Consider the following 12,465-nt stretch of genomic DNA (forward strand, 5'->3'; position numbering starts at 1 on the left):
TAAGACTGATATAATAATTTCTTCATTCTTTCATTTTCTCATCATTAATTTTGTTTTGAAAAATATTACAGCTTCTATATACTAATTTTATATATCACCACAGTAATTTTCAAGAGATTTATATAATTCTTCGTTTTTAGGTATTTTTATATACACTGTTTATTTTTATTTTAAATATGTTTTTATTATTTTAGACGTTTATTTTCATATTTTTTTAATAATCGTATATAATGATTAGCTTCTCTTAATACATGGTCAGCTAAAAGCGGTAATATTATTGATTTTATCTTACATTCTTCTATTCCTTCAACACCAGCTTCCTTGAAATCTCTTAATTTCTTTGTCTCCTTCAAAGTATTTTCTGTTAAATCTAATATACTAGATTCATTCATATTCTTTGCTTCTTCAATTAAATCATTATATATCTTTACAAAATTATTTGATGAGTTTATTAAATTGCCTTCTGATGGATCAAGTAATCCTCTAATAAATAATGCATGCTCCATCATAATATGATTCCAAAATAACTGAGTTTCTTTTATATTTTTTTCCTTAATGTCTTCATTATTCTCAATTGAATATATATATGAACGATATAATTTTGCTTCATGTATTAAATGTTCAACAAATGTAGGATAATTTGAAGAGAAAAGCATACAACTTAGTATCTCATCTAAAATCCTGCTTTTAAAATCTATAAAATCATCTAGTAATTTTATAACTCTACTATTAAATTTTCTTATGTTATTTATTGTTCTTTCATTTATTTCATTATTTTTAGATTTTATCTTTGACTGCATATCAGTTATTTTTGGGTTTATTTCTATACCTGTATAATATTGTGTTTTATTTTCAGCATTTAATGTATATTCAGTATAAAGTTCTTTGGATTCTAATATATCTTCTTTAACTATCCCTTTGCTTAATTTAATTATATCTATCAGATATTTTTCAAATTGTACTTTATATTCATCTGCTTCTTTTGAAAGTTTAGTATTCTTTTGTGGAAATCCTGCTTCTAAAAAAATAGCATGATCCCTCATAATCTTTGTGTAAAATAAATGTAGTTCTAGAGATAAATCAACATATTTTTCACGACTTAACATATAATCACTCCATAAAATTTTATTATATTATATTCATGAAATATGTTTTTGTTAATATAAATAATACTTTATATTACTCTCTCAAGGTAAACATACATGAGCATCCTAAACTTCCTTTTGCTTTTATTATTTCACCATAATCTATAAATTCTACTTCATATCCTTCTTTTTTTAAATATTCAGTAACATTTCTATTACTGCTTAATATCTTTTTATTACCTAAATATATATAATTAGTTCCTAATTCATCTGCATCTTTCTTTGATATTTCGTATAAGTTTTTTATATATTTTTCTATTACCTTTTTATCATAAATATAAGGTGATATAACTGCACTTCCCTTATCTAAAATATTAAATACACAATCTAAATGTATTTTACTCGTATCAAAGTATATAGGAATTACTTTATATTTGAAATTCATATTTATCAATACTTCTTGAAGTTCATTTGCAGCTTCTATTGTTGTTCTGTCACTTATTCCTACGAAAATAACATTATCATATTTAATTATATCCCCACCTTCCATAATATTACTCATTTCATAATGCTTAATGTTATTTTCTTTCACAAAAGATTTAAAAGAATCCGTTTCAATTTTCCTGTCATTTTCTTTCATATTACTTATAAATAATACATCATTTATTACAAATCCAATATCTTGGGTAAACACTTGTTGAGTCGCATTTTTATTAATATCAATAAAATATAAGCTTATATTATTTTTGCTTAATGTATTTATAAATTTATTATATTGGCTATAAAGTAAATCATAATTTATTTTGTTATAATACTCACTGCTTTTATTATTTATTTTAAAATTTACTGGATAGCAAATTATGCATGATTTTAAAGTCCCATATTGGCTTACATTATATATTTTCATCAACTAATTTCCCCTTTATATTTATAAAATTTATTATTTTCTCATTTTATATTTTCTCTACATCTTTAATAATATTCATTAATTTAAGTTTTCTTTTATCCACAATTATTACTATCTGTTAACAGGTTTATTACCACTTGAATATATTGCTATAGATAAAATTTATATAGGAGAGTTTTATGAAATACTTTGTTAAAATAAGTGATGATTCTAGAATATTATTGGAGGATCTAAACCCTGATGCTGAAAAAACCATACTATTTATTCATGGATGGCCATTAAATCACAATATCTATGAATATCAGTTGAATTTTTTCCCCGATAAAGGATTTAGATGTGTTGCTGTTGACCTGAGAGGATTTGGTGAATCTGATAGACCTTATTCTGGTTATGACTATGATTCTATGGCTGCTGATATAAAAAAAGTAATTGATGTTCTTAAACTAGATAAAGTAACTTTAGTTGGACATTCCATGGGTGGAGCTCTATGTATAAGATACTTATCTAAATATAACAATTATAAAGTATCAAAACTTTGCTTAATTAGTCCAGCTGCTCCTAGTTGGGTTCAAATGCAAGATTGGCCTTATGGATATACTAAAGAGCAGGTGGACGGCTTTATAAATCAGTCTATTAATGATAGGCCTAAGCTTCTAAATGATATTTCAGGCTTATTCTTCTTCCAATATACTTCTCCACCTATGCTAAATTGGTTTAATAATATATCACTAACTGCTTCATCTTGGGCTACTTCTCAATGCTTGAATACACTTAAGACTGAAACTTTATTTAATGACATTCCTAAAATTAAAGTTCCTACATTAATACTTCATGGAGTACATGATACTGTTTGTCCATACGAATTTGCTGAATATATAAATAAAAATATTATAGAGTCTAAACTTATTCCATTACAAAACAGCGGACATGCAGGGTTTATTGAAGAAAAAGAAATAGTGAACAATGAAATTCTAAAATTTATAGAAGAATAGAAATACTGCCGCAAGGACAACTAAATCAAAAATTAATAGCAACTAATTATTAATGTAATTTTGTTCTAAATTACTAAAAATAATTTAATTTTAAAAACTCCTACGGGAGTTTTTTCATTAATTTTTCATTTATATTTTGGGTTGCTCTGCGACAGTTTTTTACTTAAATGTTGTGGCAATCTTCATAAAGACCTTGAACTTTTTCCCAATCTATTACATTCCATATATTCTTCACATAATCTGCTCTTAGATTTTTGTACTTTAGATAATATGCATGCTCCCATACATCTATTGTTAATATAGGAATAAGATTATCCATTACTGGTGAATTTTGATTAACTCTTTTTACTATTGATAATTTCCCATCTTTATCTTTAACTAAAAATCCATATCCTGATCCGAATTGTGTTATAGATGCATTAGTCAATTCTTCTTTTAAGTTTTCCAAGCTTCCAAAAGTCTTATTTATTTCATCAAGCAATTTTCCTGTTGGTTCTTTTTTAGGATTTGGTGAAAGAATTGAAAAATATAAATTATGATTTGACACACCTCCACCATTGTTTACAACTGCTGGTCTTATTTCTTCTGGTAGATCTTCTATATCCTTAATTAATTGATCTAGTGTCTTTCCTTTTGTATATTCTTCATATCCTTCCAATGCCTTATTTAAATTTGTTTCATACGTGTTAAGATGTTTTTCATAGTGTGTCCTTACTGTTTCTTCATCTATATATGGTTCTAATGCATCAAAGGCATATGGTAATTTAATTTTATTATACATATTTATCTCTCCTTTATTTTAATCTCTTAATACAAATCAATATTAATTTTCCCTAATTCTCTAATGATTATGTATATAATCATTATTTTTAATATGTTATATCTATCTTCATAAAAATAACACATTTATTTCATATACTTTTTTTAATGAATATTTAGGAGGACTTTTATGAGTATTAAGAGAGAAAAAATTAAAGTATATGATATGACTTGTACTTCATGCGAAAAAAGAATTGAAAACTCTATAAAAAATATAAATGGTGTTAAAAATGCTAAAGCTGATTACACCAAAGAAACTCTTGAAATTGATTATGATAGTAAACTTTGTAATATTGAAGACATTAAAAAACTTATTAGAAAAATAGGATATTCCACAGAATCTTCTAGTAATTTAGGCTTTATAGGGATACTTATAATAATATTTGTTATTTTTACTCTTGGTTTAAGAACTAGTGGTTTTGATATGGAGTCTAAACTTAATAATGCTTCATACGCATTCCTTTTTGTTGTAGGAATTTTTACATCTATTCACTGTGTTGGTATGTGCGGTGGAATAATGATTTCTCAAAGCTTGTCCTTTGCTAAAGAAAGCAAAAGTAAATTAGAATCCATAACTCCCTCTCTGCTATATAACTTAGGTAGAGTACTGTCTTATTCCATTTTAGGTGGTCTAATTGGCGGTATTGGCTCTGTATTTTCTCTTTCTATTACTGCCAAAGCCTTTATCCAAATCTTTGCAGGATTATTTATGGTTATAATGGGTTTAAACATATCTGGATTTAAATTATTTAGAAAATTTAGCATAAAAATACCTAACTTTTTATCTAAATATAAAAGAAGGTTTAATTCACCTTTTTTAGTCGGTTTTCTAAATGGATTTATGCCTTGTGGACCTCTTCAAACTATGCAATTATTTGCTCTTGGAACTGGAAGTGCTTTAAAGGGAGCATTATCCATGTTTATATTTGCATTAGGTACTGTTCCATTAATGCTTACATTTGGAGCAATATCCGGATTCTTAAGTAAAGGATATACTAAAAAGCTTCTTAAATTTAGTGGAGTTCTTATTATTGTTTTAGGTTTAATAATGAGTAATAGAGGTTTATCACTTTCTGGAATAAATATAAATCCTTTAAGTTACGTTATGGTAAGTTCATTTAATTCGAATTCTAGTACTGATTCTTCTAAAGCGATCTTAGAAGATGGTGTTCAAATTATTAATATGACTGCTAACAATAATGGTTATAGCCCTAATGTTTTTTATGTTCAAAAGGGAGTTCCTGTTAAATGGGTAATTAATGGAGAAAGTCTTAATTACTGTAATAATTCAATAGTAGTAAATTCATTAGATATTCAACAAAAACTTAAAAGTGGAGAAAACATAATTGAATTTACTCCTACTGATAAGGACATAAACTTCAGCTGCTGGATGGGAATGATAAGAGGTGTTATAAAGGTAGTTGATGATTTAGATTCAACTGATACTTCCAAATATGACCCTTCATTACCTAGTGCAAGTAATGGACCTAGCTGTTGTGCTGTACCATTAAATAATTCTGCTACTTATCCTGAAAACTTAATTACTACTTCTAAAGTAACTAATGAATTTCAAACAGCAATAATTAAGGGAGAAGGTAGTAGTTTAAATCCGTTAATACTAGTTGCTCAAAATAATTTAAAATTCCTTTTAACTATTGATCTTAATAATTATGCTGATTTTCAAGGAGAATATACAATTTTAAATTTAGAAGATGGAAGTGTTTTATCATCATTTACAGGAAAAAAATCAATATTTGAAATAGAATTAATTTCTATTAAATCTGGTGGTTACTCTATTACTAAAAATGGTGAAATCCTAGGCATAATTGAATTTGTTGAAGATGTCCAAAATAGTGATTTAGATACTATTATAAATAAATATATTAATTTTTAAGTAAAACTCATTAAGGGAGATTAGATAAATTAAATTTATCTAATCTCCCTTACATTTTATGCTTTTGTATTATTAAAGTTTATTTTAAAGCTTGTTCCTACTCCTTCTTCACTTTCCACATCAATAGATGCATAATGAAGATTTAATATTTTTTTCACTATTGTTAATCCTATACCATTTCCTTCTATACTTTGTCTACTTTTATCACCTCTATAAAGTCTTTCAAATATAAATGGTAAATCTTCTTGTTTTATTCCTATTCCATTATCTTTAATTTCAACTATTGTACTTTCATTATTTTTATATAAATATAAATTTATATATCCATTGCTATTTGTAAATTTTATAGAGTTAGATATAAGATTTATAAATACTTGTTTTAATTTATCTCTATCACCATAAATCAAATAAGATTCTTCTTTATCTATTGTACATTCAAAGTTTATATTTTTACTTTTAGCTTCCAATGAAAATTCATGTACTATCTCCATAATAAATTCGTCTAAAATAATATTTTCAAAATCTATACATATACTTTCATCTTCAAATTCTTTTAGTGTATCTAGGTTATTTAATAACTTTCCAAATCTAATTACTTCCTCATTTAAAGAAACTAATCTTTGATTATTTACTGGAAATATTCCATCTATCATTGCTTCTAAGTTATTTTGTAATACATTTAATGGAGTTCTGATTTCATGAGATATATCTGAAACTAATCTTTTTCTTAACATATCCTGATATCTTAACTTTTCTCCTAATATATTTATATTGTCTCTTAGTTCTTCAATTTCTTCAATATCACTTTCATAATAAGATTTTGCATTAAAGTTACCATTGGAAAGCCTTTTTGAAGTTTTTGCAATCTTCCTTATTGGTATTGATAATTCATTAGAAAGATATAAACTTATAAGTATTACTATTCCTAAAGTTCCTATTCCACTTAAAATTATACTTCTATTTATTGATGACTTGAATTCTATATCTTCTTCTGTTAATAAAATAGATGAATATTGTCCTAGTTCAACATATCCAACTGTACTTCCATCAACTATTACATCAAACTTTTTATTAACATAAACTCCTTTATTTTCTACATTCATATTACTTAAATGACTACTATCTATTATATTAGATGGATCCATTCCCCATATTACATTACCATTTGTATCTCTTAATGTTAAACAGTAATTTCCCATATATGCTTCATGCATAAGCTCTATTCCAGAGTCTTCCTTCCACATATTATCTCTTTTGTAAACTTCTTCAAAATAAGAAACTATTCTTTCATTTCTTTTATTTTGAATATCAAGCATATACTTGTTAAATTTATTATTAATAGTTATATTTACAAATAATATTGTTAATAAAATTGCTATAAGTGATGATATAGCAAACAAAATACTTAGCCGTTTTCTTATGCTTTGCATTTATATTTCACCGCCAAACTTATATCCAACCTTTGTCACTGTTATTATGTATTTAGGACTTCTAGTATCTTCTTCTATCTTTTTTCTGATATTCTTAATATGTACATCTATAGTTCTATCATAGCCATCAAAGTCCATACCAAATACTCTTTCTATAAGTTGTTCCCTACTTAATACCTTACCCTTATTAATAATTAAAGTATATAATATATCAAATTCACTTGGAGTAAGTGATATTTCTATCTCATTTAATTTTACTATTCTTTTTTCATAATCTATTCGTAGTATTCCATCATTAAATAAGTCTTTTACATCAGACTTTGTATTTATTCTTCTAAATAATGCATTTACTCTTGCTGTTAATTCTCTAGGGCTAAATGGTTTTACTAAATATTCATCTGCACCTAAATTAAGCCCATTGATTCTATCATTTAAACTTGCTTTAGAAGTAAGCATAAAAATATATACATTAGATATTTCTCTTATTATTTTACATACTTCTTCTCCATCTATATCTGGAAGCATTAAATCCAATATAACTAAATCAAAGTTTATTTTCTTAAAAAACTCTAAAGATTCTAACCCAGAATTACATATATAAACATTGTAGTTTTCTTTCTCTAAATATGCCTTTATTACATTAGCTACACTTTCTTCATCTTCAACTATTAAAATGTTACTCATATAAAACTTTCCTTTCTAATTTTTATGATTCACCTTAACTTTAACAAAGTTTTTTAAAGAGATTATGAAGATATTATATAACTATTTTAAAAATATTTATTTCACCTCATGACCACAGTACGGACAATATTTATATTCTGAATCAACTACTTTACCACAGTTTTTACAAACATTATTTACATTATATTTGTAATATCCATTACTATAAGAATTATTGATTTCTTGTAAATCCCAATAAGTTATCTCTATATTTTCATTTTTTTCAATAGCTTTTCCCTTTTCTTTTGAAATAGAAAATACTTTTCTACAGCTTTCACATTGAATATAATATTTTTCATTCCATTTAAATATTGGTATAAAAAAGAAGTGAAAAAATTCATAACTCTTTATAACTCTTGCCATAGTTAATCTATTACAACCTTTACAAGTCAAATTATTTATAATTTTTATTTCCTTTTCTTTATTTTCTATCCCAAATATACCTATAAAAAACATATATACTCTCCTTATTTACTCTATTCGTCACTTATAAAATATAATTAAGTTAATATTCATTCTATAAACACTTATATTTATTGATTTTATATTAACTTTTTAATTAAACTATATCTTTATTCTATCATTTTTAAAATAAATAAGAAGCCAGAATTTATTATAACTCTAACTTCTTATCTAAAAATAATATTCATTTTTATTCATATTACCTCTCATATTATTACTTTTATAAATTTTTACATTAAATAAATTTTTAACTATAGTAAAACACACTATAATACTACTTATTATCAAGGTATACTCTCCTCTATAAATTTATTTTCAAATAAAAACAGTAATAATATATTATCCTTTATTCATATTTAATGAATATCTAATTTTTTCCCATGTATCATATATATCTCTTTCTATTTCTTTTGTTAGTAATCTTTTTTCTTCTTCACTATAATAAATTGAATTATTTATGTTTTGTTTTTTATAAAATAAACTTCTTACAGCTTTATTTAAGCTACAATGCTTATTTACATCTACTTTTATCATATTCTCACCTCCTTATTATTTATCTTACTACTATTATAAAATGATTTATTGACATTTTCGTTACAAATTATTCTAACTTTAGCATATTTAATGAAATCTTAATATTTTTTTTATTTAAAGGAGGCTGTCACACAGACAGCCCTTATACTTTAATTTGTATTATATTTCTTAGCTTCCTTAGCACCTAACTCTATTGCTTCTTTATTTAGATTATAATACTCTTTTTTTCCATGGCTCTTAACAGAAGCTATTAATTCTTCAATTGTTATAATTTTAAGCTTCTCAACTAAAAAACCAAGTAGTATCATGTTAGCATTCCTTTTATCACCAAGACCTTCTGCCTTTGTCTCAGCATCAATTTTATATACTTCTATTTCTTCTAAATTGATTTTCTCTTTAATCATGTCTAAATCTACTATTAATATTCCATCTCTTTTTATTGAATTTATAAATTTATCTAGTGATGGTTTATTCATTACAACAAGTGCATCTGCTTTTGATATGACTGGTGATCCTACTTCTTCATTAGATATTATTACTGAGCAATTTGCTGTACCCCCTCTCATTTCTGGTCCATAGGATGGTAGCCAAGAAACATTTAATCCCTTGTCCATAGCAGCATAAGCTAGTAATTTACCAATAGTTAATATTCCTTGTCCTCCAAATCCTGCAAAAATTATTTCTTTTTTTATCATTTATCTATGCCCTCCCCTTTTTACTCCTTCTTAACTCCTAATGGATAATAGGGAATCATATTTTCTCTAAGCCACTTTAAAGCTTCAACTGGTGCTAATCCCCAGTTAGTTGGACATGTAGACAACACCTCTATAAAAGAATATCCTAACCCTTGAATTGAATTGTCGAAAGCTTTTTTAATTGCTTTTTTAGCTTTTGTTAAATTTGCTATATTATCTACACTTACTCTTTCAACATAGCATGCACCGTCTAAAGTAGAAATCATTTCTGCCACTCTTATTGGATAACCTTGAGTATTAACATTTCTTCCATAGGGAGATGTTTCAGTAACTTGTCCTACTAGGCTTGTAGGTGCCATTTGGCCACCTGTCATACCATATATGCAATTGTTTACAAAAATAGTTACAATATTTTCTCCTCTTGCTGCTGCATGAACAACCTCTCCAGTTCCTATGGCTATTAAGTCTCCATCTCCTTGATAAGTAAACACTACTTTATCTGGATTAGCTCTTTTTATACCTGTAGCTACTGCTGGAGCCCTTCCATGTGCTGATTGAAACATATCACAAGCAAAATAATCATATGCAAGAACAGAGCATCCAACAGATGCAACTCCTATAGTTTTGTGTAATATTCCTAATTCTTCTATTACTTCTCCTACTAACTTATGGATTATTCCATGTGTGCATCCTGGACAATAATGTGTAGGTACATCTAAAAGTGCCTTTGTTGGCCTATAAACTATACTCATTTTCTATACCTCCAATAATAGATTTTATATTTTCATATATTTCATCTACTTTTGGTATCATTCCACCTGTCCTACCATAAAATCTAACCTCTTCATTTCCATTAACAGCTAATTTCACATCTTCAACCATTTGTCCACAATTCATCTCTACAGATAAATATCCAAATTTACTTTTTCCTAATGTCTTAGTAAATGCTTCATAAGGAAATGGCCATGTTGTTATAGGCCTTATTAATCCTAAATTTATTCCATCATTTTTTGCAAGGTTTATAACACTCTTACATATTCTTGAGGTTATCCCATAAGAAACTAATATTAAATCACATGAATTTTCACAATTATACAACTCATATTTACTTTCTTTTTCTTTTATTACTTTATATTTATCTTGAAGTTTCAAATTTAATTCTTCTAGTTTTTCTGGATTTAGTTCTAAAGAATTAATTATATTATGTTTTTTTCTATTTCCAAGTCCATTAGCAGCCCAAGTTTTTTCTGGTAATTCTCTTTTTTCTTTATCTTTAAATTCCACAGCTTCCATCATTTGTCCAATCATTCCATCGGCCATTATCATTACTGGTGTTCTGTATAAATCACTTAAATCAAATGCATCATGTATTAATTCGGTCATTTCTTGAATTGATGCTGGTGCATAAACTAATATATTAAAATCTCCATGGCCTAATCCCTTATTTACAAATAAATAATCTGATTGAGCTGGCTGTATCCCTCCAAGCCCTGGTCCACATCTAACTATATCTACCAATACGCAAGGAATCTCTGCTGCTGCTAAATATGAAATTCCTTCTGACATTAAACTTATTCCTGGACTAGATGATGAAGTCATGCATCTAACTCCAGTTCCCCCACATCCATAAACCATATTAATAGCTGCAATTTCACTTTCAGCTTGCAAAAAAACGCCATTGACTTTTCCCATATTCTTTGCCATATATGCTATTAATTCAGTTTGAGGAGTTATAGGATAACCAAAAAAACATTTACATCCAGCCCTAATAGCTGCTTCTGCTATAGCTTCATTTCCCTTCATTAAAAACTTTTCCCCCATAGTTATCCCCTACCTTTCAATTGTTATTACACAATCAGGACAAATTTTTCCACAAGATGCACAAGCTATACATTGTGTCATGAGATCTTCCTCTATTCCCGCTGGATGATATCCCTTACTATTAAAAATTTCTTTAAAGCTTATAATTTTTTTAGGGCATATATTTATGCAATGCCCACATCCTTTGCATCTTTCCTCTTTAAATATAACCTTAGCCATTTAATTCCTCCTTATTATTCCCAAGGTATGTCCATATATAATTCTATAGGTAATACTTCTCCATTAACTTTATCCTCTATTACCTCTTCAAACTCTCTAGTACACACAGTGTATTTGTAAGGAATGCTTAAAAACTTAGATAACTCCAAAGATTCTATATCTCCTTTCAATATATGCTTACATTCTGTTTCCTTCATCATGTGAGTATTTGATATAATATTAGTAACTTTTAATCTACTAGCTACTTCTATAGATTTTAGATATTTACTTGCCATACTACAATTTAAGGTTTCTGGTCTTGAATTATTTAAAACAAAATACATTGAATAATCTTCTTCTTCAAAGTACTTGTTATATACACCTAGAACCCTTGCACCTACATTATCTCCACCAATATCTAATATAACTTCATATGATTTATCATTAAATACAGATAATATTTCTCCTGATAGTACCATTAGCTCTGCATTAACTAAATCTTTTTTTGTACTTATAACTCTTATTTTATAATCATTCTCTAAAGTTGCTTTAATATCTCTTACACAAAAATAAGGATTTATTACATCCATATCAACTAATGCTACCTTTTTACCTTCCTTAGCCATCTTTATAGCGTAATTAATTGCAATTTCTGTCTTACCACTACCAAAGTGTCCAGTAAATATCTTAATCCTACTCACACTAACACTCCTCATTAAACATTCTTACTATAAGTATACTTTATATTTTATTTTACTATCAATAAAAAGTGTGATCCTGTTGTACGTTTTATTAGTATCTCTAGGAAACTATCTATATCTAATTAAATCTTTAAAAATTTATCAAATTATATATTATATTAATTACATTTATGGTAATTCTTTGCAATATAATAAAAGAGCCTT

14 protein-coding genes are annotated in these 12,465 nt (G+C 26.6%); 2 read left to right on the plus strand and 12 right to left on the minus strand.

Annotated elements, in window-relative coordinates:
* Positions 1 to 185: 185 nt before the first annotated feature.
* Entirely contained in the window at positions 186 to 1,106 is a 921-nt protein-coding gene (locus tag ABDZ60_RS14450) for a DUF2935 domain-containing protein (protein WP_343779000.1), read from the minus strand.
* Positions 1,107 to 1,179: 73 nt separating this feature from the next.
* Complete coding sequence (locus ABDZ60_RS14455) at positions 1,180 to 1,992, minus strand: dimethylarginine dimethylaminohydrolase family protein (protein ID WP_047001044.1); 813 nt, start codon at positions 1,990 to 1,992, stop codon at positions 1,180 to 1,182.
* Positions 1,993 to 2,171: 179 nt separating this feature from the next.
* Here ABDZ60_RS14455 and ABDZ60_RS14460 point away from each other — a divergent pair, with 179 nt between their 5' ends.
* On the plus strand, positions 2,172 to 2,984 hold the full coding sequence (locus tag ABDZ60_RS14460; RefSeq protein WP_016206104.1) for an alpha/beta fold hydrolase: 813 nt from the start codon (positions 2,172 to 2,174) through the stop codon (positions 2,982 to 2,984).
* Between the two features lie 163 nt (positions 2,985 to 3,147).
* On the opposite strand, the gene ABDZ60_RS14465 is transcribed toward ABDZ60_RS14460, so the two are convergent.
* Entirely contained in the window at positions 3,148 to 3,765 is a 618-nt protein-coding gene (locus tag ABDZ60_RS14465) for a superoxide dismutase (protein WP_016206105.1), read from the minus strand.
* Between the two features lie 168 nt (positions 3,766 to 3,933).
* Here ABDZ60_RS14465 and ABDZ60_RS14470 point away from each other — a divergent pair, with 168 nt between their 5' ends.
* Positions 3,934 to 5,697 (plus strand): urease accessory protein UreH domain-containing protein, encoded by a 1,764-nt coding sequence (locus ABDZ60_RS14470; protein WP_343779004.1) that lies wholly within the window; start codon positions 3,934 to 3,936, stop codon positions 5,695 to 5,697.
* Positions 5,698 to 5,753: 56 nt separating this feature from the next.
* On the opposite strand, the gene ABDZ60_RS14475 is transcribed toward ABDZ60_RS14470, so the two are convergent.
* From ABDZ60_RS14475 to ABDZ60_RS14515, 9 genes are all read right to left on the minus strand, one after another.
* The gene (locus tag ABDZ60_RS14475; RefSeq protein WP_016206107.1) at positions 5,754 to 7,127 is read right to left on the minus strand and encodes a sensor histidine kinase; all 1,374 of its coding nucleotides are present in this window, start codon (positions 7,125 to 7,127) and stop codon (positions 5,754 to 5,756) included.
* Positions 7,128 to 7,811 carry a response regulator transcription factor gene (locus ABDZ60_RS14480; RefSeq protein WP_343779006.1) on the minus strand — a complete coding sequence of 228 codons (684 nt, stop codon included), beginning with the start codon at positions 7,809 to 7,811 and terminating at the stop codon, positions 7,128 to 7,130.
* 96 nt (positions 7,812 to 7,907) lie between these two features.
* Positions 7,908 to 8,306, minus strand: coding sequence for a zinc-ribbon domain-containing protein (locus tag ABDZ60_RS14485; protein ID WP_047001042.1), 399 nt, complete (start codon positions 8,304 to 8,306; stop codon positions 7,908 to 7,910).
* 345 nt (positions 8,307 to 8,651) lie between these two features.
* Positions 8,652 to 8,846: a hypothetical protein gene (locus ABDZ60_RS14490; RefSeq protein ID WP_343779009.1), complete on the minus strand. Its 195-nt coding sequence runs from the start codon at positions 8,844 to 8,846 to the stop codon at positions 8,652 to 8,654.
* A gap of 149 nt (positions 8,847 to 8,995) precedes the next feature.
* Positions 8,996 to 9,541: a 2-oxoacid:ferredoxin oxidoreductase subunit gamma family protein gene (locus ABDZ60_RS14495; RefSeq protein WP_343779011.1), complete on the minus strand. Its 546-nt coding sequence runs from the start codon at positions 9,539 to 9,541 to the stop codon at positions 8,996 to 8,998.
* Between the two features lie 20 nt (positions 9,542 to 9,561).
* A complete protein-coding gene (locus tag ABDZ60_RS14500; protein WP_343779013.1) occupies positions 9,562 to 10,293 on the minus strand; it encodes a thiamine pyrophosphate-dependent enzyme in 732 nt (243 codons plus the stop codon).
* Positions 10,277 to 11,362, minus strand: a complete 1,086-nt coding sequence (gene vorB / locus ABDZ60_RS14505) for a 3-methyl-2-oxobutanoate dehydrogenase subunit VorB (protein WP_016206113.1) — start codon at positions 11,360 to 11,362, stop codon at positions 10,277 to 10,279. The genes ABDZ60_RS14500 and vorB overlap by 17 nt, the downstream gene beginning before the upstream one ends.
* A gap of 9 nt (positions 11,363 to 11,371) precedes the next feature.
* Positions 11,372 to 11,581 carry a 4Fe-4S dicluster domain-containing protein gene (locus ABDZ60_RS14510; protein ID WP_016206114.1) on the minus strand — a complete coding sequence of 70 codons (210 nt, stop codon included), beginning with the start codon at positions 11,579 to 11,581 and terminating at the stop codon, positions 11,372 to 11,374.
* Positions 11,582 to 11,595: 14 nt separating this feature from the next.
* The gene (locus ABDZ60_RS14515) at positions 11,596 to 12,261 is read right to left on the minus strand and encodes a nucleotide-binding protein (protein WP_047001039.1); all 666 of its coding nucleotides are present in this window, start codon (positions 12,259 to 12,261) and stop codon (positions 11,596 to 11,598) included.
* Positions 12,262 to 12,465: the final 204 nt, after the last annotated feature.

It is taken from the genome of Clostridium sartagoforme (assembly GCF_039521405.1).
GTDB classification, from domain to species: Bacteria; Bacillota; Clostridia; order Clostridiales; family Clostridiaceae; genus Clostridium; species Clostridium sartagoforme.

Coding starts and splice junctions, on each gene's coding strand:
- ABDZ60_RS14450 (WP_343779000.1), bottom strand. CDS start 1,106: ATGTTAAGTCGTGAAAAATATGTTGATTTATCTCTAGAACTACATTTA.
- ABDZ60_RS14455 (WP_047001044.1), bottom strand. CDS start 1,992: ATGAAAATATATAATGTAAGCCAATATGGGACTTTAAAATCATGCATA.
- ABDZ60_RS14460 (WP_016206104.1), top strand. CDS start 2,172: ATGAAATACTTTGTTAAAATAAGTGATGATTCTAGAATATTATTGGAG.
- ABDZ60_RS14465 (WP_016206105.1), bottom strand. CDS start 3,765: ATGTATAATAAAATTAAATTACCATATGCCTTTGATGCATTAGAACCA.
- ABDZ60_RS14470 (WP_343779004.1), top strand. CDS start 3,934: ATGAGTATTAAGAGAGAAAAAATTAAAGTATATGATATGACTTGTACT.
- ABDZ60_RS14475 (WP_016206107.1), bottom strand. CDS start 7,127: ATGCAAAGCATAAGAAAACGGCTAAGTATTTTGTTTGCTATATCATCA.
- ABDZ60_RS14480 (WP_343779006.1), bottom strand. CDS start 7,811: ATGAGTAACATTTTAATAGTTGAAGATGAAGAAAGTGTAGCTAATGTA.
- ABDZ60_RS14485 (WP_047001042.1), bottom strand. CDS start 8,306: ATGTTTTTTATAGGTATATTTGGGATAGAAAATAAAGAAAAGGAAATA.
- ABDZ60_RS14490 (WP_343779009.1), bottom strand. CDS start 8,846: ATGATAAAAGTAGATGTAAATAAGCATTGTAGCTTAAATAAAGCTGTA.
- ABDZ60_RS14495 (WP_343779011.1), bottom strand. CDS start 9,541: ATGATAAAAAAAGAAATAATTTTTGCAGGATTTGGAGGACAAGGAATA.
- ABDZ60_RS14500 (WP_343779013.1), bottom strand. CDS start 10,293: ATGAGTATAGTTTATAGGCCAACAAAGGCACTTTTAGATGTACCTACA.
- vorB (WP_016206113.1), bottom strand. CDS start 11,362: ATGGGGGAAAAGTTTTTAATGAAGGGAAATGAAGCTATAGCAGAAGCA.
- ABDZ60_RS14510 (WP_016206114.1), bottom strand. CDS start 11,581: ATGGCTAAGGTTATATTTAAAGAGGAAAGATGCAAAGGATGTGGGCAT.